Genomic DNA, 20,445 nt, shown 5'->3' with positions numbered 1-20,445 from the left:
GTGCCGGGTTCGGCCGAGCCGACGTAACGCCGGCCTTACTTCGCCTTCTTCTGCCCGATGCGGCTTTCCTTGCCCGCCATCAGCTTGCCGATGTTGGCGCGGTGCCGGTAGACCAGCAAGATCGCCATGACGATCACCGCGGGGGCGTACGGTCCGAAGCCAGACATGAACACGTAGTAAAGCGGCGCGAACACCGCCGCCACCAGTGCCGCGAGCGACGAATAGCGGAAGAAGATCGCGATGATGAGCCACGTCGCGAGCACGGCGAGCCCCAGCACCGGATGGATGGCGAACAGGACGCCGGCCGCCGTCGCTACGCCCTTGCCGCCGGCAAAGCGTAGAAACACCGGGTACAGATGGCCCATGAAGACCGCAAGGGCCACGGCCGCCAGACCGAAGTCACCTACACCCCACGTATCGGCGAAGCGTTGCGCAAGATAGACGGCAAGCCAGCCCTTGAGGGCGTCGCCGATCAGCGTGAGCACGGCGGCCTTCTTGTTGCCTGAGCGCAGCACGTTCGTGGCGCCCGGGTTGCCCGAGCCATAACTGCGCGGGTCGGCGAGACCCATCGTGCGGCTGACGATCACCGCAAACGGTAACGAGCCGATCAGGTACGCGAGAACGATAAAAACCAGTGTGGCCATGAACTTCGAGCGTGAGCAGAATGTGTAATGGCCGCCATTCTACTTGACGCGCTCCGTCCCTCCATTCTGGCAACCACGGGGTTGCGCCGCGACCGGATCGATCGGACAGACGCAGGCCGCCGCGCCGTGGCGACTACTCGTCGCTCAGCGCACACGACACCGGCTTGGCCGCCAATGTGTTGAGCAGCACCTGCGGGGCGATGCCAATGAGGTACCCGCGTCGCCCGCCGTTGATGAATATGCGCGGCAGATCGAGAATCGACGCCTCCACATACACGGTCATCGCGCGCTTCGTGCCGAACGGCGACGTGCCGCCCACCAGATAACCCGAATGACGCTGGGCGACCTCCGGCTTGCAGGGCTCCACGCGCTTGGCGCCGATCTGGCGCGCGAGGTTCTTGGTCGAGACGGTCCGGTCGCCGTGCATGAGGACGATCAGCGGCCGGGCCTTCTCGTCTTCCATGACGAGCGTCTTGACGACCGCATGCTCGTGCACGCCCAACTGGCGTGCCGACTCGCCGGTCCCGCCATGTTCGACGTACTCGTAGACGTGTTCGGTGAAGGCCACTTTCTTTTGCTTCAGAAACTGCGTGGCCGGCGTTTCCGAGACGTGTTTGGTCTTGCTCATGGGCGCCTATTGTAATGAAACGGCCAAGGACTGCGGTCCCGGAATGCGCGCACCGCGGTCATCCTCGACGGCGTGTGCGATGCTCGATGACGGCGAGCGCATTACAATGCCGGCATGTCAGCCTCTCCCGCCCCCTCTCATCCGGACGCCTTCGCCTCCAGCTTGCTCGCGAATCTGCCCGCACGCATCGACACGCTGCCCGCGCGGATCGCCGCGCAAGCGCCCACGCGCATCGCCCTGATCGACGACTTCAGCCGTCTCACCTACGAGGCACTGGCGAACACCGTCAGCGCCTGCACCGAGCGCCTGCGCGCGCACGGCGTGCGGGGCGGCGATCGCGTGATGATCGTCGGTGAGAACGGCATCGCGTATGTGGTGCTGCTGCTCGCCGTGGCAGCCCTCGACGCTTGGCCGCTGCTGTGCAACGCGCGGGTCAGCGCCGCGGAATTGAACGCCATTCGCGATCATGCGCAACCGCGCTGCGCGATCTACACCGTCGATGCCTCGCCCGATGCCGCCGCGCACGCCCGGGGAGACGCCGCCAAGGTCGCCTGGACCGACCTTGCGCTCGGCGCCATCGCGGTGTCCGACATCGATCCCGACAGCGCCGCCGAGCCGGTGCAGACTGATCCGGCGTTGCAATGCGCGGCGCTCATCTACACAACCGGCACGACCGGCACGCCCAAGGGCGTTCGTCTCTCGCATCGCAACCTGATGTTCATCGCTGCGGTGTCGAGCGCGCTGCGACGCGTCGGTGCCGACGATATTGCCTACGGCGTGCTGCCGATCTCGCATGTCTACGGCCTGACGTCGGTGTGTCTGGGCACGCTGTACGCTGGCGGCACGCTACGGCTGGCCGCGCGCTTTACTCCCGAAGCCGTGCTCGATTCGCTCGCCCACGACGGGCTGACGATCCTGCAAGGGGTGCCCGCGATGCACGCCCGCCTGATGGCCTATGTGACGGCGCAGAACCGGACACTCATCGCACCGCGGCTGCGCTTCGTCTACTCGGGCGGCTCGCCCCTCGATGCGGCGCTCAAGGCGCGTGCCGAAGCGTTCTATGGCCTGCCGATTCACAACGGGTATGGGCTGACGGAGAGTAGTCCGACCGTCTCGCAGACGCTGCTCGACGCCCCGCGCGACGACTGCGCCGTGGGACCGGCGATCCCCGGCGTGACGGTACGTATCGTGGGTCGCGACGGGCATGACCTGCCCGATGGCGACGTTGGTGAACTCTGGGTGCGTGGTCCTAACGTGATGCTCGGGTACTACCGTGCCCCAGCGCTGACGGCGGCAGCCGTGACCGACGACGGCTGGCTGCGCACCGGCGATCTTGCGCGGCGCACCGTCGACGGCGCGCTCTTCCTCGCGGGACGCGCCAAGGAACTCATCATCCACTCCGGCTTCAACGTTTATCCGCTCGAAGTCGAGCAGGCGCTGGCGAGCCATCCGGATGTGCTGCAAGCGGCCGTCCTCGGACGTCCCGACGAGGAGAACGAGCAGGTGATCGCGTTCGTGGAGGCGCGCCCGGGCCATGCGATCGACGTCGCAGCGCTGGCCGCGTGGGCGGCGACGCGGCTCGCACCGTACAAGCGTCCGGCGCAGATTCGGGTGCTCGATGCCCTGCCCGCCGCGTCGACGGGCAAGGTGCTCAAGCACAAGCTCAAGGCGTTGCTTTGAAGTTTGATGGCGCGGCGGCGTCGCTCGCCTACCGCGCCGGCCTTGCTTGCCGTACACGCGGCCCACGCAGCACGCGCTTCACACACGGCGCTCACCCGCGCGGATGATGCTGTGCGTGCAGCGACTTGAGGCGTTCGCGCGCGACGTGCGTGTAGATCTGTGTGGTGGAGATGTCGGCGTGGCCGAGCAACAGCTGCACCACACGCAGATCCGCGCCGTGATTGATCAGATGCGTCGCGAAGGCATGACGCAGCGTATGCGGTGAGAGCGGCGCACGAATGTCCGCCTGCAACGCATAGCGCTTGATCAGATACCAGAACGCCTGCCGCGTCATCCCCTGGCCGCGTTGCGTGACGAACAGCGTGTCGCAGGCGCGACCGGCCAGCAGCACCCCTCGACTCTGCGCCAGATATCGCGTGAGCCACGCGTTGGCCTCTTCGCCGAACGGCACCAGCCGCTCCTTCGCACCCTTGCCGAAGATGCGCAGCACACCCTCGTTCAATCCCACTTCAATCGTCTTGAGCGCGACCAGTTCCGAAACGCGCAGACCGCTCGCGTACATCAGTTCGAGCATCGCGCGATCGCGCAACCCAAGCGGCTGGGCCAGATCGGGGGCCGCCAGCAACGCTTCGACCTGCGCCTCCGACAATGTCGAGGGCAACCGCTGGGCACGCTTGGCCGATGCGATGCGCAAACACGGGTCCTGGTGCACGACATGGTAGCGCAGTGCCCATTGATAGAACCGTTTGAAGACCGACAGACGACGATTGACGCTGCTCGCCAGACTCTCGCGGCGCCACGCCAGATAGGCGGCGAGCGCCGCCTCGTCCACGCCATCGAGCGAAGTCTCGCACTTGGCGGCGAGCCATTGCGCGAAGAGGCGCAAATCCCGTCGGTAAGCGTCGAGCGTATTGCGAGAGAGGCCGTCTTCGAGCCAGATCGTGTCGCAGAACTGGTCGATGAGCGTGACACTGCGCACATAGGTCGCGCCGTCGGGGTCGAAGGCCAGCGGAGACGACGGGTCATCGAGATTGTCGACGTCGGTGAGGTTCTCGCTCGCGGGGTGGGTGCCTGGGGTCAAACGGTGGCTCCTTCCTGGGCCAGCGCCCATTCGACATGCTCGCGCACCAACGCCGATGGGTGATCGCGTCGCGCGAGCAAGGCATCGCGCAGCGGCGCGCGCGCGGCGGCATCTGCCGAGTCGCGCAGCGCATTGCCAAGCCCCACGGCCAGATTGCGCAGCCATCGCTCATGGCCAATACGACGAATGGGGCTGCCGGCCAGCTTATCCATGAATTCCGTTTCGCTCCAGGCGAACAGTTCGACGAGCGAGGCGCTATCGAGCCGGTTGCGCGGAGCGAAATCGGCGAGCGGCGACGGCTGCGCAAACTTGTTCCACGGGCAGTAGAGCTGGCAATCGTCGCAGCCATAGATGCGATTGCCCATCTTCGCGCGCAAATTCTCGGGAATTGCCCCTTTGTGCTCGATCGTCAGATACGACACGCACAACCGCGCATCGACGCGAAACGCTTCGGTGATGGCGCCGGTCGGACAAACGTCGCGGCATCGCTGACATTGCCCGCAGTGCTCGCCCGGGTGCAGGCGGTGCCCCGTTGCCTTGCCTGGTATCTCGCTCGGCGTGCTTGGCGCATCGGCATCCACCGGCAGCGGCACGTCGACAAAGATCTCGCCGAGAAAGAAGAGCGAGCCCGCGTCGCGCGAGAGCAGCAGGGTGTGCTTGCCGCGCCAGCCCAGCCCGGCCTTCTGCGCGAGTTCGACTTCGAGCACGGGGGCCGAATCGGTGAATGCACGGTAGCCGAACGGCCCGATGGCCTGGGTAATGCGATCGGCCAGTTGTTGCAGCCGATGGCGCATGACTTTGTGATAGTCGCGTCCGCGCGCATAGATCGACACGACCGCCTCGGCTGGCATCGCCGCGCGCGCGGCTTCACGCTCGCGCCAGCTCGCCATGTCGGTGTCGTTCGGAAGATAGTTCATGCGTGCGCTGATGACGCGCACCGTGCCGGGAACCAGCTCCGCGGGCCGCGCGCGCTTCATGCCGTGCGCCGCCATGTAGTCCATGTCGCCATGACAGCCGTCGTCGAGCCATTGTTGCAGCCCCGCTTCGGCGTGCGAGAGATCGATGTCCGTGATGCCGACCCGGCCGAAACCGAGTTCGCTCGCCCATGCGCGAATCTGACCGGCAAGCGCGGCCAAGTCCCCGGCATCGAGGGCGGGAGACGTCGCATTGTCGCGCGAGGACGACACTTCCGAGGCATTCGGAGGTGCCGCCGACTCGACTTGTGCGGCGGTAGCGGGGAAAATCACGGAAGCTTTCATCGACTCCATTTTACGCAATGCCCGATTCATCAACGCCGACGCCCCTGGGCGAGCGCATCTTCGCGCTGCCGGACGAGGCCGCCACCGAGGCCTTCGCCGCAGCGCTCGCGCGCGCCATCGTGGCACGCGCGGCGCACACTGACCCGGCGCATGCGGGACTGCACGTGCAGCTCTCGGGCGACCTCGGTGCAGGGAAAACCACGCTCGTGCGTGCCCTGCTGCGCGCGCTGGGCCATACCGGACGCGTCAAAAGTCCCACGTATGCATTGTGTGAACCTTACAACATCGACACACCACAAGGCGTGTTGCCGGTCTATCATTTCGACCTGTATCGCTTCGCCGATCCGGCCGAATGGCACGACACGGGCTTTCGGGAGCACTTTGCAGGCGACGCCCTGTGCCTCGTCGAGTGGCCGGAGAAAGCCGAAGGTCTCCTGGGCACCCCCGATTTGGGCCTTTGGCTGGAACCTGTAGGCAACAGCCGCCGTCTGACGACGAGCGCCTACACGCCGGCCGGTCTTGCTTGCCTGAACTCATGCTGATCAAACGCTTTATTCGTACCGACGACGCCTCATCGCCCAATGCCGGCCGCCGCCGTGCATTGCGCGCCGGCGCCTCGACACTCATCCTCGCCCTCACCGGCCCGCGTCTCGCCTTCGCCAATGCCATCGTGGCGGTGCGCGTCTGGCCGGCCAAGGACTACACACGCGTCACGCTGGAGACCGACAACCCGGTCAAGTTCCAGCAGCAACTTATGGCCAGTCCGAACCGCTTTGTCATCGATCTCGACGAAGTGGATCTGAGCCCGGCGCTGCGCGATCTCGTGTCAAAGATCCAGCCGAACGACCCGCAGATCATGCAGGTGCGCGTGGGGCAGTTCAAACCCGGCGTCGTGCGCATGGTGTTCGATCTGAAGGCCGGCGTGAAGCCACAATCCTTCACGTTGCCGCCGGTCGCGGGCTACAAGTACCGCACCGTGTTCGACCTGTATCCGGCGGTCGAGCCCGATCCGCTCATGGAACTGCTCGCCAAGTCCAGCCACAAGGCCGAGGCATTGGCGCAGAACACACCGCCCGCTCAGCCCTCGAACCCGTCGTCGGGCACGGGCACGCCGAGCACGGAGGAGAGCGAAGCGTTCTTTCAGCGTTACGCGCAACGTGAGCCGGGCCCGCGCGTCTCACGCCCCCCGGCGCCCTCGACCACGGACAGAATGCCGTCGCTCGCCCAGCGCAACGACGACGGGCTGCTCACGCCACCGTCACGCGGACCGAAGACCGCCCGCCTGCTCACCATCGCCCTCGACCCCGGCCATGGCGGAGAAGACCCCGGCGCGATCGGTAGCAGCGGCACCTACGAGAAAGTGGTGGTGCTGCAGATCGCCAAGCGGCTGCGAGAGAAGATCGATGCGCAACCCAATATGCGGGTGATGATGACGCGCGACGCCGACTTCTTCGTGCCGCTCGGCGTGCGGGTGCAGAAGGCCCGCCGCGTGGACGCCGACCTGTTCATGTCGATTCACGCCGATGCGTTCACCTCGCCGTCGGCGAACGGGGCGTCGGTATTCGCCCTGTCCGAGCGTGGCGCCACGAGTGCGACGGCACGTCTGCTGGAAAAGACGCAAAACGCGTCCGATCTGATCGGCGGCGTCAATATCAAGACCAACGACCGCGCCGTAGCGCATGCGTTGCTCGATATGTCGACAACGGCGCAGATCCGTGACAGCAAGGTATTCGGCACGGCGCTGCTCGCCGAGATCGGCACCGTCGCGGACCGGCTGCACAGCAAGCACGTCGAACAGGCGGCCTTCGCGGTGCTCAAGGCCCCCGACATTCCGTCGGTGCTCGTCGAGACGGCCTTCATCAGCAACCCCAAGGAAGAGCAGGCGCTGAACGATCCGGCCTACCAGGAGCGGCTCGCCGATGCACTGCTCAAGGGCATCAAGGCCTACTTCGCCAAGAATCCGCCCCTTGCGAAGAATCGGACGGCCTGACGGCCGGCCACGGACGTTCGCGCAACGCCAAGACAAAAATGGCGCGCCCGGTCATCAACCGGACGCGCCATTTTTTATTGGACCTGCGAGGTCACTGTCTGCCCGACGGTCGACCTTACTCGCCCTGGCCCTGCGCCACACGGCGACGACCGCGCGTGACCAGTTTCCAGAGCGCGCCGAGCGCGATCGGCACCACCGCTGCCGAAATGCCCACCAGCACGATGACGTTCAGGTATTGCTTGACAATCGGCAGGTTGCCGAACAGGTAACCGCCGCCCACGAGCAGCGTCACCCAGATCAGGGCGCCGAGCAAGTTGTAGAGCTGGAAGCGCACCCACGACATGGCCGACACCCCCGCCACGAACGGCGCGAACGTCCGCACGATCGGCACGAAACGCGCAATCACAATGGTCTTGCCGCCGTGATGCTCGTAGAAGTCGTGGGTCTTGCGCAAGGCGTCGCGATCGAGAAAACGCCAGTTCTTCTCGTACACGCGCGGCCCGATCTTCGATCCGATCCAGAAGTTGAGCGTGTTGCCGGTCACTGCCGCAATGAAGAGCAGTACGCCGAGCAACCACGGATCCATCGCACCGGTCGCCGCAAATGCACCGCCAATGAACAGCAGGGAATCACCCGGAAGGAACGGAAAGAGCACCAGCCCCGTTTCCACGAACACGATCATGAACAGGAACAGATACACCCAGTTTCCGTATTGATCGATAAACACCCCCAGATGTTTATCGATGTGGAGCACCATCTCCACCAATTGCACCAAAGTATCCAAGTCGATTCCTCAAGATAAAGGACGCCGGCCCGTCCCTGCGGGCACGCGACGAACGCATGATACCAGCGCAAACGTCGGGCGTCGTGTCGTGCCCGTGACGGTCGGCGCCGACCGTCACGGGTATGTCGAATTCATGGTCCAGCCTACAACCCTCCCATGACAGGAATGAGTTGCGCTGCTACGGGCGCCGTTGCGGGTATTGCCCGCTGAAACCTGGCTCGACCTATGTCTTTGAGGGCAACCTTTATAATGGTTCCCATGTCTGCGACCCCGACCTCCTCCCCCCCTGCACACGACCCGGCCGGCGTGCCCGCCCCGACCGGCACCCAGGCCCCTGAGCGCCGCCCCGGCCCCCTGCCGACGGGCCTCGCGCCGTTGCGCGCCATCCAGGTCCTTCCCGACCAGCTGATCAGCCAGATCGCCGCGGGCGAGGTGGTGGAACGCCCCGCGTCCGTCGTCAAGGAATTGCTCGAGAACGCCCTGGATGCCGGCGCCCGCGCACTCCAGATCAAGCTCGAAGAAGGCGGCGTGCGCCGCATCGCCATCACCGACGACGGCGGCGGCATGTCCGCCGAACAATTGCCGCTGGCGCTCACGCGCCACGCGACGAGCAAGATTCGCTCGCTCGACGAACTCGAATCGGTGCTTACGTTGGGGTTCCGTGGGGAAGCGCTCGCTTCCATCGCGTCGGTGGCCCAACTCACGCTGTCGAGCCGCCAGGCCGATGCGCCGCACGCGAGCGCCATCGACGGCAACACCGGTGCGCTGACCCCCGCCGCAGGCCCGGTGGGCACGACGGTCGACGTTCGCGACCTGCACTTCAACACCCCCGCGCGGCGCAAATTTCTGAAGACCGAGCAGACCGAGTTCGGTCATTGCATGGACGTTATTCGCCGCAGCGCGCTCGCGCGTCCCGACGTCGGCTTCTCGATCCTGCACAACAACCGGGCGGTGGAGCACTGGAACGCGACTGACGCCGCGACGCGCGTCACGCGCGTGCTCGGCAACGACTTTGCCGGCGCGCATCTGGCGCTGGACGAGGGGGCCGCCGAGTTGCGCCTGTCGGGCTTCGTCGGGTTGCCGACCGCCAGTCGCGGGCGCGCCGACCAGCAGTATTTCTTCGTGAACGGCCGTTTCGTGCGCGACAAGCTGCTCACCCACGCGGTACGCGCGGCCTATGAAGACGTGCTCCACGGCGACCGCTATCCGGCCTACGTGCTGTATTTCGAACTGCCGCCGCAATGGGTCGACGTCAATGTCCACCCCTCGAAGATCGAAGTGCGGTTTCGCGATGCCCGCAGCGTCCACCAGTTCGTATTCCACGTCGTGCAACGCGCGCTGGCCCGAGCGGCGGGCAGCGGCGGCGCGACGCACGCCGCCCACCTGACCGACGGCGGTGGACTTGCCGCCGGGCCGGGGGCCGCCCTAGGGGGCGGCGGCAGCGGCATGATGGCTGCGCGCCCGGCCGGAGGGATCGGCGGCGTCGGCAGCAGTTGGAATCCCCGCATGCAGCAAGGCACGCTGCCGATGGCGCAACCGCTATCCGTCTATGACAACTTGTTCGGACGCGCCGCGCCCCCCGCCCCGCGCCCGTATGGTCAGCCAGGCGTCACGGACGCGCCCCCGCCGCCGTATGGCCATGCCGGGACAACGCAAGGCGACACGACACTCACCGGCAGCGGCACCCTGCCGACAGGCGCCGGCGGCAACGCCGACGCCATGACGCTGGAACAACCGCTCGGCTTCGCCCTCGGCCAATTGCACGGCATCTACATCCTCGCGCAGAACGCCTATGGGCTCGTGCTGGTCGACATGCACGCGGCCCATGAGCGCATTCTCTACGAACGCTTCAAGCAGGCGCTCGTGGAACGCAGCGTGCCGGTGCAGCCGCTGCTGATTCCCGTGACGTTCTTCGCCGACCCGGTGGAAATCGGCACGACGGAAGAGCATCAGGAAACGCTCACCGCGCTGGGCTTCGACCTCGCGGCGATGTCGCCGACCACGCTCGCCGTGCGCGCCATTCCCGCCTTGCTCGACGGCGCCGACGCGCAAGCCCTGGCGCGCGCTGTGCTCGCGGACCTACGTCAGTACGGCGGTTCGCGCGTGCTCACGGAACGTCAGCATGAACTGCTCGGCACGCTCGCCTGCCACACGGCGGTACGTGCAAATCGACGGCTCACGCATGAAGAGATGAACGCGCTGCTGCGCCAGATGGAAGCGACCGAGCGCGCCGATCAGTGCAATCACGGGCGTCCCACTTGGTACCAGCTCACGCTCGGCGATCTCGACAAGTTGTTCATGCGGGGACGTTGAGCCGCTCATGACGTCATCGCCCCCGATCGTCTGCCTGCTGGGCCCGACGGCATCCGGCAAGACCGCCGCCGCCCTTGCGCTGGCGCAGGACACCCCACTCGAGATCATCAGCGTCGACTCCGCCCTCGTCTATCGTGAGATGGACATCGGCACGGCCAAGCCGAGCGCGGCCGAGCTGGCCGCCGTACCCCATCACCTGATCGACATCATCGATCCGCGCGACGCCTATTCCGCCGCGCAATTCCGGGAAGACACGCTGCGTCTTGTCGATGAGATTGCAGCGCGCGGACGCCGCCCGCTGCTCGTCGGCGGCACGATGCTGTACTACAAGGCGCTCACGCAAGGCCTCTCACCGCTGCCGTCGGCCAACGCCGACGTACGCGCCCAACTCGACGATGATGCCGCGCGCGAGGGCTGGCCCGCCATGCATGCACGGCTGGCGAGCGTCGATCCGTCGACGGCCGCCCGCCTCGCGCCGAATGACGCACAGCGCATTCAACGCGCGCTGGAAATCTTCGTGATGTCGGGCAAACCGATGTCGCAATGGCTTGCCGAAGAAGCCCGGGCACCTGCCGCGCCAACGCCCCATACGTTCGTGCCGGTGGCGCTGGAGCCGAGCGACCGCGCGGTACTGCACGCACGTATTGCCGAACGGTTTCGTCTGATGCTCGCGGCCGGCTTCATCGAAGAAGTCGAACACCTGCGCGCACGCGGCGATCTCGACCCGAGCCTGCCGTCCATGCGCTGTGTCGGCTACCGGCAGGTATGGGAATACCTCGACGGCGAGATCGATTACGACACGATGCGAGACAAGGGCATCTTCGCGACGCGCCAGTTGTGCAAGCGTCAGCTCACCTGGCTGCGCTCGATGCCCGAGCGCCACATCGTCGACTGCACGGCCGCCCACGCATTGCAACACGCCATCGACGCCGTACGCGCGCTCTGGCAAGTCTGAGCGCATCGCCATCCCTGCGGAACGCCTCGCTGATCGTCCGGCGAGGCGTTCTGTGCCCGCGTGCGTCGCACGCTGCGAAACCCGCATCGCCTTATCGCCCCAGCCGTCTCCCGTCTCCGTTGAAACCCTGACAGCTTTCCGGTTTGCACGACGATTTTGATATGCTAATTTGCATATCAACGTTTCGTTTAATGCAAATTTGCATCGAATCCACGATACCGGGAAGGACGCCAATGACGCAGACTTCGATGGAGCCAAGTGGGGTGGCGGGTGACGGGCTGCGGCGGCCGACCGGCGGCGCGCGACGCGTGCCCGTCGCTAAATGGGCGGTGCGCGCCGGGGTCACGCTGATCTATCTGTTCATGCTCAGCCCGCTGATCTTCGTCGTCTGGCTGAGCTTCTTCAAAGACGCGATCATCACGTTCCCGCCGAGCGGCTACACGCTCTCATGGTATTTGAACGCCTGGCGCAATGCCGCGTTCGCCGACGGCTTCCTGCTCTCGCTCCAGCTCGCCGCCTGCGCGGCCATCGGCGGCGTAATCCTCGGTGTCGCCGCCTCTCTCGCCCTCGCGCGTTATCGTTTTCCCGGCCGCAGCACGCTCGGCAATGTGTTGCTGTTGCCGCTCGTGGTCCCGGGCATCGTCGCGGGCATCGCGACTTACCTTTTCTATCTGCGCGCCGAAAACGCGCTCGATATGGACATCGTCGGCACCTTCGGCGGTCTCGTGATCGCGCATGTTTGCCTGACCATTCCGTGGACGATGCGTCTCGTGGGCGCAAGCCTTGCACAGATCGACGGCACCATCGAGGAAGCCGCCCGAAATCTCGGCGCGGGCCCGTGGCGCACACTGTGGCGCGTCACATTGCCGATGTTGCGCCCCGCCGTCGTGGCGGCCGGACTGTTCAGCTTCATCGTGTCGTTCGAGAACCTCGAACTCACGTTGCCGCTGGTCGGACCGGGCAAAACCACCCTGCCCATCGCGATCATGCAGTACCTCGAATTCAACCTCGATCCGACGATTGCCGCCGTCTCCGCGGCGCAGATCGTCCTGCTCGGCATCGTCATGCTGATCACCGATCGCTTCGTCAAACTCAGCCAGGTGATCTGACATGGCCAACGTTTCATTGCGCGGTCTGCGCAAGCAATACGGCAACGCCGCCGCCGTGGCGGACTTCTCGCTGGAGATTGCCGACGGCGAACTCGTCGCCTTCCTTGGCCCGAGCGGTTGCGGCAAGACCACGACGCTGCGCATGGTCGCGGGCTTCGTCGAGCCGACGGCCGGCGAAATCTGGATCGGCGGCAAGGAGGTCTCGCGCCTGCCCGCGCATCGCCGCAACACCGGCATGGTGTTCCAGCGTTACGCGCTCTTCCCGCACATGACCGTGGCAGAGAACGTAGCGTTCGGCCTCGAGATGCGGCACGTGTCGAGTGCCGAGCGCGTTACGCGGATTCGCGAAGCGCTCGATATGGTGCGTCTCACGTCGCTGGCGGATCGCTATCCGCGCCAGCTCTCCGGCGGTCAGCAGCAGCGTGTGGCGATTGCCCGCGCACTGGCGATTCGTCCCGACGTGTTTCTGCTCGACGAGCCGCTGTCCAACCTCGACGCCAAGCTGCGCACCGAAGTGCGCGAAGAGATCCGCGCCCTGCAGCGACGGCTCGGCCTGACGACGATCTTCGTCACCCACGATCAGGAAGAGGCGCTGGCGATTGCCGACCGCCTGGCCGTGATGCACGACGGCTGCGTGCAGCAGATCGGCACCGCCGATGCGCTTTACGAACGCCCGGCCAATCCATTTGTCGCGAACTTCCTCGGCAAGATGAATTTCCTCGCCGGGCGGATGACCGACGGCCATTTCGTGACGGCCAAAGGCGAGCGCCTGGCGTTGCCGAGCGCTGCCCCCGACGCCACGACGCTCGGCATTCGCCCCGAGCGCCTGCGCCTGAGCGACACGCCTGTGCACAACGAAACGGCCATGCCGGTCACGGTCGACCAGACGATCTATCTCGGTTCCACGCTCGAACTCCGTCTGAAGAGTCCGCAGGGCGAGATGCTCGTCGCGCACGTGCAGAACACCGCACGCGACGACGTCGGCCGCTATGCCCCGGGCCGCGCCCTCAACGCGTGCTTCGCGAGCACCGATTGCCTGTTTTTCAACGCCTGACGACACTGCCTCACTTCCACCCGCTTCGGCCCATGTATTGGCCAACCTCGTGGCCAACGTTTTGAAGGATGACGACATGACGCACGCCCTGAACCGCCGCTCGTTTCTGAAGACCGCCTCCGGTCTGGTGATCGCCCCCGCGCTCGGCCTCGATGCCCTCTCGGCACACGCTGCCGCCGCCTGCCCGAACGTGGTCGTCGGCACCTGGGGCGGCGACTATCTGAATCTTCTCGAACAGAACATCGGCAAGCCGATCATCGAAGCCGCCGGCGGCAAGGTCACGTACGACTCGGCCGGTCAGGTCGAGCGCATGACGAAGCTGCGCGCCGAGAAGGCGTCGCGACGCGGCTCGCTCGACGTTGCATGCCTGGCCGATCTCGATATGTATGACATCAACCGCTCGGGCATTCTCGAAGCGGTCGACGCCAAGCTCGTCCCGAATCTGGCGAATGCGCTGGAGGCGCTGCGCCGTCCGTACTCGATCCCGCACATCTTCAGCGCGATGGTGATCGTCTACAACCCGGAGAAGCTCGGCACGAAGCCCGACTCATTCACCGCCGCACTCGATCCCAAGCTCAAGGGCCGTGTGGGTTTCTCGGACATCCTCTACAACTTCAACGTGGTGAGCAGCTCGCTCGCGGCCGGCCATAAAGACGGCGATATGGCCGGTGGTGTGCAATTCCTGCGCGAATTGCGCAAGTCGCAGCAGCCCAAGGTCTATCCGTCGAACGAAGCCGTGGCGTCGGCGCTCAAGAGCGGCGACATCTGGTTCACCTGTATGTGGAAAGCGCGCGCGCTGCAATGGAAGAAGGCGGGCGTGCCGATCGATTACGTGGTGCCCAAGGAAGGTGCCGTGCCGGTAACGTTCGAAGCCGCCGTGCCGAAGAATTCGCAGTCCAAGCTGTGCGGCTTCAACTACCTGAACGCGATGCTCGATCCGCGCGCCCAGATCGGCTTTGCGGAGACGATGGGCTATGCGCCGACTGTGACGAACGCGAATCTGCCGCCGTCGCTGCAGGAAAGCGTGGGCTTCACCCGCGCCGAACTCGATCGCATGGTCAAGCTCGATTACGCCCGCTTCACCGCCGACAAGCCCGCGCTGCTCGACTTCTGGAACAAGGAATTCAAGGTGGGTCTGTGAGCGTCGCCGACACCCCGGAGCCTGCGATGACGCCGTCCCCACCGGCTGCCGATGCCGCCCGAGCCGCCCGGGCCGCCACCGCGCGCGCGGTGCGCGGCGCGCTCACGGGCGGCTCGCTTGCCACGCCCGCCACGCTCGTGGTGTTGCTCGTCATCGTGCTGCCCGGGTTGCAACTGGTGCGCTACAGCTTCAACCGGTTCGATCCGGTCGACATGATGCAGGCGGCACTGACCGGCACGAACTACGTCAAGTTCTTCACCGATCCGTACTACCTCTCGGTGCTCTGGACGACGATCAAGGTTGCCTCGCTGTGCACGGCGCTCGCGCTCGTGTTTGGCTTCCCGGTCGCCTACGTGCTCGCGCGCACACAAACCCGCTTCAAGAGCCTGCTGGTGATGCTGCTGGTCTTCCCGCTGCTGGTGGGCAACGTCGTGCGCGCGGCCGGCTGGATGGTCATGCTCGGCACGGCCGGCTTCGTCAACGCCATGCTCGTGTCGCTGGGCATCGTGCCGCAGCCGATTCGCTTGCTGTACACGCCGTTCGCGGTCGTGGTGGGCACCACCGCCGTGGTGCTGCCTTACATGATCCTCACATTGCAAAGCGTGCTCGAAGGCATGGACTTCTCCGTCGAGGAAGCCGCGCGCAATCTGGGCGCCACCTTCTGGCAAACACTCACGCGCGTGATACTGCCGATGGCCGCACCGGGCATCGCCGCCGGCACCATGCTCGTGTTCATTCTCTGCATGAACGCCTATGCCACCCCCGTACTGCTCGGCGGCACCGGCATCACCATGATGACGCCCACGATCTACGACCAGATCGCGAAAGCGAACAACTGGCCGTTCGGCGCGGTGCTGTCCATCGTCTCGATGGTGGTGACGTTCGTGCTCGCCATTGCGTCGCACTGGATCATCCATCGGCGCTATGCGAAGACGATGATGACCTGACCGATCTGCCCGCCCTGATCCGCGCGACCTTGCGTGCCGACCGGCCCCATCCGTCGGTCATGCCCAACGCCGTCTGCCCCTGACATTTGCCCCAATTTGCCGATAAGGACTTCGTGATGCCGACTCTCTCCGATGCGACACGTCAGTACCGCCATCGTCTGATGCAAGACCTGATGGACCGCGCGCGCGTCGACGCGCTCGTGTTCACCGCCGCCGATTTCTTTCAGTGGGCCACGAACTTCCACGTCGATGTGCAGACGTGGGAGCGCCCCATCGCCGTGTGCGTGCCGCGCAACGGCGAGCCGTTCGCGGTGATGAACGAGCTGTCGACGCATCACCTGATGATGGCTCGCGAGCGGGGCCATCTGTGGCTCGATCTCGATCGCGTCACGCTTTACGCCGAGCATCCGCGCGTGACCCAGCGCCAGCCGCTGCTCGCCGATGTGCCCATGCTGATCGCCGACACGCTGCGCGCCGCCGGTCTGGCAGGCTCGCGCATTGGCGTCGATGCGGCCGGTGGCCCGCTCGCGCGCGCCGGTGGCCTGCTGCCCGATGCGAAGCTCGTGCCCATGCTTGCCGAGATGCGCGCCCTGCGCTGGGTCAAGCACGACGAGGAAATCGCCATCATGCGCGCCGCCGCCGAGTTGGCCGACTGGGTGCAGGACCGGTATCGCGAGAACATTCGTCCCGGCCGTCTAGTGCAGGAACTCGACTACGCGATGGCCGCGCTGATGGTCACGGAAGGGGCCAAGCGCTTCCCCGGCGAGAACCTCGAAGTGATGCGCTGCTGGACACTGTCCGGCCCCGCCTCGGCCTCGCCGCATGGCGATGGGGCATCGTGCGGAGCGCGCATCAATGCGGGCGACGGCATGGTCAACATCGTGATCCCGCGCCTGAACGGTCTCGTGATCGAAAACGAACGCACGTGGTTCTGCGGCAAGCCGTCGAGCGAGCAGGCGCGCTACTACGAGGTCGCGCGCGCCGCCAATGAAGCCGCAGTGAACGCGGCCGTGACCGGCAAGCCCGTCTCGGGGATCGACGCCGCGGCGCAGGCCGTCATCGAGAAAGCGGGGTGCGGTGAGTTCATCCGACATCGCACGGGCCACGGCATGGGCATCATCGGCCACGAGTACCCGGACGACATGGCGTTCAACCATCGTCCGCTGCTCGCGAACGAGGTGTATTCGGCCGAGCCCGGCATCTATGTCTACGGCCTGGGGGGCTTCCGTCTGGACGACTCGGTCGTCACCGGCGACACCCCCGTGATGCTCACGCGCACGCCCCGCACGCTCGCACACGCCACGATCGATTGAAGATTGCAGGCCCGCGAGTCACGGTTGCCCGCTGACTCGGGCAACCCCAGACACACCATCCTGGAGGAGAGGTCATGGAGTCGATTCTGTTGTCGAATTGTGCGCTGCTCGACCCGGTCAAGGGCGAGCTGCGCGAAGACCACGCCGTACTGATCGAAGGCGGACGCATCAAGGAAGTGTCGGACAAGCCGATTCGGGCGGCGTCGGCGCGCGAGATCGATGCCCACGGGCGCACCGTGATGCCGGGACTGATCGATCTGCATGTGCACGTGCATGCCACGCAGCTCAACCTGGCCTCGCAAGCCCATCTGCCGAACGTGCTCGTCACGCTCCGGTCGGTGCCGATTCTGCAGGGCATGCTGCGGCGCGGCTTCACCACCGTGCGGGACGCGGGTGGTGCGGGACACGCCATCAAGCAAGCAGTCGAAAGCGGACTGGCCGAAGGGCCGCGCCTGTTCGTGTCGGGCCGCGCGATCAGCCAGACCGGCGGACACGGCGACGGTCGCGCGCGCACTGACTACCTCGGCACCGACGGGCCCTGCCCGTGCTGCGTGCGCGTCGGCGCCCTGTCGCGCGTGGCCGATGGCGTCGACGAGGTTCGACGTGCGGTGCGCGAAGAGCTGCAAATGGGCGCCGACCAGATCAAGATCATGGCCTCGGGCGGCGTGGCCTCGCCCACCGATCCCGTTGGGGCCTGGGGTTACGCCGAAGACGAAATCCGCGCCATCGTCGCGGAGGCCCGCGGGCGCGGCACCTATGTGCTCGCCCACGCCTACACGGCATCGGCCATCGAACGCGCCGTGCGCTGCGGCGTGCGCACCATCGAACACGGCAACCTCGTCGACGCCCCCACGGCCCGCTACATGGCCGAGCAAGGCGCTTACGTCGTACCCACGTTGGTGACGTACGACGCCCTCGCGAACGAAGGCAAGTCGCTCGGGCTGCCTGACGATAGTGTCGCGAAGATCGCCAACGTTCATGCGGCGGGCCTGCGTTCGCTGGAGATCTTCCGCGAGGCCGGTGTAAAGATGGGGTACGGCTCGGATTTATTGGGTGAGTCGCAGCGCCTGCAAAGCGACGAATTCCGTCTACGCGCCGAAGTGCTCTCGCCGGCGGAGATTCTGCGCAGCGCGACGGTCATCGGCGCCGAGGTGCTCGGCCAGTCGGGCCAGTTGGGTGAGATCGTGCCCGGCGCGCATGCCGACGTGCTGATCGTCGACGGCAATCCGCTGGCGTCGATCGATTGTCTGCTCGGCCAGGGGGAGCGGATTCCGATGGTGATGAAGGGCGGTAGAATCCACGCTTTCGCGCTGTAGGCCCCATGCGCAGGGGCCCCGACAGCTAACCCTTCCGTGGAGAATCGATGGATTTCCGGCACATCGACGCCTTTCGGGCGCTGATGCTCACGCGCACGACCACCAAAGCGGCCCAGGTGCTCGGCACGTCGCAGTCCGCGGTCAGCCGTCTCGTGGCCGATCTCGAACGCTCGACGCGTCTCACGCTGTTCGATCGCGCGCGCGGACGGCTCGAACCGACGGCCGAGGCGTTCGCGCTCTTCGAGGAAGTCGAGCGCCGCTATGCCGGCCTCGACAACATCCGCGAATTCGCGCTGAATCTGCGTAACCCCGACACGGCCGTCATTCGCGTGGGGTCGGTCGTGTCGTTCGGCCTGGGCTTCTTTGCACGCGTGATGGCCGGCTACCGGGCGTTGCATCCGAGCGTGCAGCTCGCGCTGACCACGGGGGCCTCCGATCTGATTCGCGACCAGGTCGTCACGCATCAGCTCGCGCTCGGCCTCGTGACCAACACGATCGACGTGGCCGCGACCGATGCCGTCTCGTTCGCCAACCTCGACGCGATCTGCGCCCTACCCGCGGGGCACGTCCTCGCGCGCAAGAAGGTGATCCGTCTGGCCGATCTGAAGGGGCAGCCGATCCTGTCTTACGAGCCGACCGACATGGTGCGCTGGGGCATGGATCAACTCTTTGCCGAGGGCAATCTGCATCAGCAGGTCGTTGCCACGGCCCGCTACTCGGTCAACATCGGCACGATGGTGAAAGAGAACGTCGGCATCGGGTTGCTGCACCCGGTGTCGGCGTACGACTTCCTCGACTCCGATCTCGTGCTGCGACGTTTCGAGCCGTCGATGCCATTTCATACGCTGCGTATCACGCCTCGCGCCGCGGCCCCCAGCGCGCAACTCGACGATCTCGTGCGCGTGATGGAGACCACGCTGGAGGATGTCATACGAGCCGTGGAGGCGCGGATGAAGCGCTGACGCGGCCGATCTGCGTGAGCCCTTGGCCGACACCGCCGTACGTTGACCTCGCGCTGCCATAAAAAAGCCCGCCGAAGCGATCGCCGGCGGGCTCTCAGTGCATTGCGCATATCCGGAGGGCATCGCCCTCCCGGGGCTTACGACACGATCGTCTGCGCTTCACCTTCCTTGCGCTCGCGGATCGTGCCCAGACGGTAGACCGTCTCGCCCGACGCTTCCAGGTGCTTGACGGCCGCGTCGGCGTCAGCCGCCGCGACGATCACCGCCATGCCGATACCGCAGTTGAACACGCGGTGCATTTCGGCGTCGGCCACCTTGCCGTGCGCCTGCAGCCACTGGAACAACGGAGGCAGCGTCCAGGCGTCTTGCTTGATGTCGGCCGTCAAGTGGTCTTGCAGCACACGCGGAATGTTCTCGACGATGCCGCCCCCCGTGATGTGGGCCATGCCCTTGACCGGCAGCGACTGCATCAGCGCCAGCAGCGACTTGACGTAGATGCGCGTCGGCGCCATCAGCACGTCGCGCAGCGGTTGGCCGTGGAAATCGGCGTCCAGATCTGGCTTGGCAACGTCGATGATCTTGCGAACGAGCGAATAACCGTTCGAATGCGCACCCGACGAGGCCAGACCCAGCACCACGTCGCCCGGCACGATGGTCGTGCCGTCGATGATCTTGCTCTTCTCGACCGCACCGACCGCAAAACCCGCCAGATCGTACTCGCCGTCCGGGTACATGCTCGGCATTTCGGCCGTCTCGCCACCGATCAGGGCACAGCCCGCCAGCTCACACCCCTGGGCGATGCCCTTGACGACGGTGGCCGCGGTGGCCACGTCGAGCTTGCCGCAGGCAAAGTAGTCAAGGAAGAACAGCGGCTCGGCACCCTGCACCAGGATGTCGTTCACGCTCATGGCGACCAGATCCTGGCCGACCGTGTCGTGCTTGTTCAGCGTGAAGGCCAGCTTGAGCTTGGTGCCCACGCCGTCGGTCCCCGAAACAAGCACCGGCTCCTTGTAGCGCTTGGGTACTTCGAACAGCGCGCCGAAGCCGCCAATGCCGCCCAGCACGCCGTCGCGCAGGGTTTTTTTGGCAAACGGCTTGATCGCTTCGACCAATGCGTCGCCCGCTTCGATGTCGACGCCAGCGTCGCGATAGGAAAGGCCGGATGTTTCGTTAGGGTGTGACATGACGGGAATGCATCAAGGTTCGGTAAAATGCGATTTTACCCGATGCGCGTGCCCTTTCGGCATGCAAACCGGATATCGGACGCAA

The 20,445-nt window shown here is 65.7% G+C and carries 18 protein-coding genes; 12 read left to right on the top strand and 6 right to left on the bottom strand.

What is annotated here, in order from left to right; translation table 11 throughout:
- Positions 1 to 35: 35 nt before the first annotated feature.
- Complete coding sequence (gene plsY, locus PanNE5_RS12055) at positions 36 to 644, bottom strand: glycerol-3-phosphate 1-O-acyltransferase PlsY (protein ID WP_017232735.1); 609 nt, start codon at positions 642 to 644, stop codon at positions 36 to 38.
- Between the two features lie 133 nt (positions 645 to 777).
- Positions 778 to 1,272 carry a Cys-tRNA(Pro) deacylase gene (gene ybaK / locus PanNE5_RS12050; protein WP_017232734.1) on the bottom strand — a complete coding sequence of 165 codons (495 nt, stop codon included), beginning with the start codon at positions 1,270 to 1,272 and terminating at the stop codon, positions 778 to 780.
- Between the two features lie 114 nt (positions 1,273 to 1,386).
- On the opposite strand from ybaK, the gene PanNE5_RS12045 reads away from it, so the two are divergent.
- Complete coding sequence (locus PanNE5_RS12045; protein WP_261938045.1) at positions 1,387 to 2,952, top strand: class I adenylate-forming enzyme family protein; 1,566 nt, start codon at positions 1,387 to 1,389, stop codon at positions 2,950 to 2,952.
- A 91-nt stretch (positions 2,953 to 3,043) separates the two neighbouring features.
- Here the strand turns inward: PanNE5_RS12045 and xerD are convergent, their stop codons facing one another.
- Positions 3,044 to 4,063 carry a site-specific tyrosine recombinase XerD gene (xerD, locus tag PanNE5_RS12040; protein ID WP_410007526.1) on the bottom strand — a complete coding sequence of 340 codons (1,020 nt, stop codon included), beginning with the start codon at positions 4,061 to 4,063 and terminating at the stop codon, positions 3,044 to 3,046.
- Positions 4,030 to 5,292, bottom strand: a complete 1,263-nt coding sequence (gene queG / locus PanNE5_RS12035) for a tRNA epoxyqueuosine(34) reductase QueG (protein ID WP_261938043.1) — start codon at positions 5,290 to 5,292, stop codon at positions 4,030 to 4,032. Before queG ends, xerD begins: the two co-directional genes overlap by 34 nt.
- A gap of 17 nt (positions 5,293 to 5,309) precedes the next feature.
- Between queG and PanNE5_RS12030 the strand changes: the two genes are divergently transcribed.
- Together PanNE5_RS12030 and PanNE5_RS12025 are read left to right on the top strand one after the other, a co-directional pair.
- A complete protein-coding gene (locus PanNE5_RS12030) occupies positions 5,310 to 5,834 on the top strand; it encodes a bifunctional tRNA (adenosine(37)-N6)-threonylcarbamoyltransferase complex ATPase subunit type 1 TsaE/phosphotransferase (protein WP_017232730.1) in 525 nt (174 codons plus the stop codon).
- Positions 5,828 to 7,282, top strand: coding sequence for an N-acetylmuramoyl-L-alanine amidase (locus PanNE5_RS12025; RefSeq protein ID WP_254440920.1), 1,455 nt, complete (start codon positions 5,828 to 5,830; stop codon positions 7,280 to 7,282). Before PanNE5_RS12030 ends, PanNE5_RS12025 begins: the two co-directional genes overlap by 7 nt.
- 115 nt (positions 7,283 to 7,397) lie before the next feature.
- On the opposite strand, the gene PanNE5_RS12020 is transcribed toward PanNE5_RS12025, so the two are convergent.
- A complete protein-coding gene (locus PanNE5_RS12020) occupies positions 7,398 to 8,066 on the bottom strand; it encodes a VTT domain-containing protein (protein ID WP_017232728.1) in 669 nt (222 codons plus the stop codon).
- Positions 8,067 to 8,324: 258 nt separating this feature from the next.
- Between PanNE5_RS12020 and mutL the strand changes: the two genes are divergently transcribed.
- The 9 genes from mutL (at position 8,325) to PanNE5_RS11975 (ending at position 19,176) form a co-directional block, all read left to right on the top strand.
- On the top strand, positions 8,325 to 10,379 hold the full coding sequence (mutL, locus tag PanNE5_RS12015; protein WP_410007525.1) for a DNA mismatch repair endonuclease MutL: 2,055 nt from the start codon (positions 8,325 to 8,327) through the stop codon (positions 10,377 to 10,379).
- A 7-nt stretch (positions 10,380 to 10,386) separates the two neighbouring features.
- Complete coding sequence (gene miaA, locus PanNE5_RS12010; protein WP_261938042.1) at positions 10,387 to 11,334, top strand: tRNA (adenosine(37)-N6)-dimethylallyltransferase MiaA; 948 nt, start codon at positions 10,387 to 10,389, stop codon at positions 11,332 to 11,334.
- A gap of 233 nt (positions 11,335 to 11,567) precedes the next feature.
- Positions 11,568 to 12,443, top strand: coding sequence for an ABC transporter permease (locus tag PanNE5_RS12005; RefSeq protein ID WP_261938041.1), 876 nt, complete (start codon positions 11,568 to 11,570; stop codon positions 12,441 to 12,443).
- A gap of 1 nt (position 12,444) precedes the next feature.
- A complete protein-coding gene (locus PanNE5_RS12000) occupies positions 12,445 to 13,497 on the top strand; it encodes an ABC transporter ATP-binding protein (RefSeq protein WP_017232724.1) in 1,053 nt (350 codons plus the stop codon).
- A gap of 76 nt (positions 13,498 to 13,573) precedes the next feature.
- A complete protein-coding gene (locus PanNE5_RS11995; RefSeq protein ID WP_026131728.1) occupies positions 13,574 to 14,638 on the top strand; it encodes an extracellular solute-binding protein in 1,065 nt (354 codons plus the stop codon).
- A 26-nt stretch (positions 14,639 to 14,664) separates the two neighbouring features.
- The gene (locus PanNE5_RS11990; RefSeq protein WP_017232722.1) at positions 14,665 to 15,585 is read left to right on the top strand and encodes an ABC transporter permease; all 921 of its coding nucleotides are present in this window, start codon (positions 14,665 to 14,667) and stop codon (positions 15,583 to 15,585) included.
- A gap of 116 nt (positions 15,586 to 15,701) precedes the next feature.
- A complete protein-coding gene (locus PanNE5_RS11985; protein ID WP_261938040.1) occupies positions 15,702 to 16,898 on the top strand; it encodes a M24 family metallopeptidase in 1,197 nt (398 codons plus the stop codon).
- Between the two features lie 74 nt (positions 16,899 to 16,972).
- Positions 16,973 to 18,214: a metal-dependent hydrolase family protein gene (locus PanNE5_RS11980; RefSeq protein ID WP_017232720.1), complete on the top strand. Its 1,242-nt coding sequence runs from the start codon at positions 16,973 to 16,975 to the stop codon at positions 18,212 to 18,214.
- A gap of 47 nt (positions 18,215 to 18,261) precedes the next feature.
- Positions 18,262 to 19,176, top strand: coding sequence for a LysR substrate-binding domain-containing protein (locus tag PanNE5_RS11975; protein WP_017232719.1), 915 nt, complete (start codon positions 18,262 to 18,264; stop codon positions 19,174 to 19,176).
- Between the two features lie 137 nt (positions 19,177 to 19,313).
- Here PanNE5_RS11975 and purM read toward each other — a convergent pair whose 3' ends face one another.
- Positions 19,314 to 20,360: a phosphoribosylformylglycinamidine cyclo-ligase gene (purM, locus tag PanNE5_RS11970; protein WP_017232037.1), complete on the bottom strand. Its 1,047-nt coding sequence runs from the start codon at positions 20,358 to 20,360 to the stop codon at positions 19,314 to 19,316.
- Positions 20,361 to 20,445: the final 85 nt, after the last annotated feature.

Origin of the sequence: Pandoraea sp. NE5, assembly GCF_024363545.1 — a bacterium.
Taxonomy (GTDB): Bacteria; Pseudomonadota; Gammaproteobacteria; order Burkholderiales; family Burkholderiaceae; genus Pandoraea; species Pandoraea cepalis.
This window is presented reverse-complemented; position numbering and strand designations above follow the sequence as displayed.

Bases quoted from the DNA above. Each gene is read 5' to 3' on its own strand.
- miaA (WP_261938042.1), top strand. From the start codon at position 10,387: ATGACGTCATCGCCCCCGATCGTCTGCCTGCTGGGCCCGACGGCATCC.
- plsY (WP_017232735.1), bottom strand. From the start codon at position 644: ATGGCCACACTGGTTTTTATCGTTCTCGCGTACCTGATCGGCTCGTTA.
- xerD (WP_410007526.1), bottom strand. From the start codon at position 4,063: ATGGGCGCTGGCCCAGGAAGGAGCCACCGTTTGACCCCAGGCACCCAC.
- ybaK (WP_017232734.1), bottom strand. From the start codon at position 1,272: ATGAGCAAGACCAAACACGTCTCGGAAACGCCGGCCACGCAGTTTCTG.
- PanNE5_RS12045 (WP_261938045.1), top strand. From the start codon at position 1,387: ATGTCAGCCTCTCCCGCCCCCTCTCATCCGGACGCCTTCGCCTCCAGC.
- mutL (WP_410007525.1), top strand. From the start codon at position 8,325: ATGTCTGCGACCCCGACCTCCTCCCCCCCTGCACACGACCCGGCCGGC.
- PanNE5_RS11995 (WP_026131728.1), top strand. From the start codon at position 13,574: ATGACGCACGCCCTGAACCGCCGCTCGTTTCTGAAGACCGCCTCCGGT.
- PanNE5_RS11980 (WP_017232720.1), top strand. From the start codon at position 16,973: ATGGAGTCGATTCTGTTGTCGAATTGTGCGCTGCTCGACCCGGTCAAG.
- PanNE5_RS12025 (WP_254440920.1), top strand. From the start codon at position 5,828: ATGCTGATCAAACGCTTTATTCGTACCGACGACGCCTCATCGCCCAAT.
- PanNE5_RS12005 (WP_261938041.1), top strand. From the start codon at position 11,568: ATGACGCAGACTTCGATGGAGCCAAGTGGGGTGGCGGGTGACGGGCTG.
- PanNE5_RS11985 (WP_261938040.1), top strand. From the start codon at position 15,702: ATGCCGACTCTCTCCGATGCGACACGTCAGTACCGCCATCGTCTGATG.
- purM (WP_017232037.1), bottom strand. From the start codon at position 20,360: ATGTCACACCCTAACGAAACATCCGGCCTTTCCTATCGCGACGCTGGC.
- PanNE5_RS11975 (WP_017232719.1), top strand. From the start codon at position 18,262: ATGGATTTCCGGCACATCGACGCCTTTCGGGCGCTGATGCTCACGCGC.
- PanNE5_RS12030 (WP_017232730.1), top strand. From the start codon at position 5,310: ATGCCCGATTCATCAACGCCGACGCCCCTGGGCGAGCGCATCTTCGCG.
- queG (WP_261938043.1), bottom strand. From the start codon at position 5,292: ATGAAAGCTTCCGTGATTTTCCCCGCTACCGCCGCACAAGTCGAGTCG.
- PanNE5_RS11990 (WP_017232722.1), top strand. From the start codon at position 14,665: ATGACGCCGTCCCCACCGGCTGCCGATGCCGCCCGAGCCGCCCGGGCC.
- PanNE5_RS12000 (WP_017232724.1), top strand. From the start codon at position 12,445: ATGGCCAACGTTTCATTGCGCGGTCTGCGCAAGCAATACGGCAACGCC.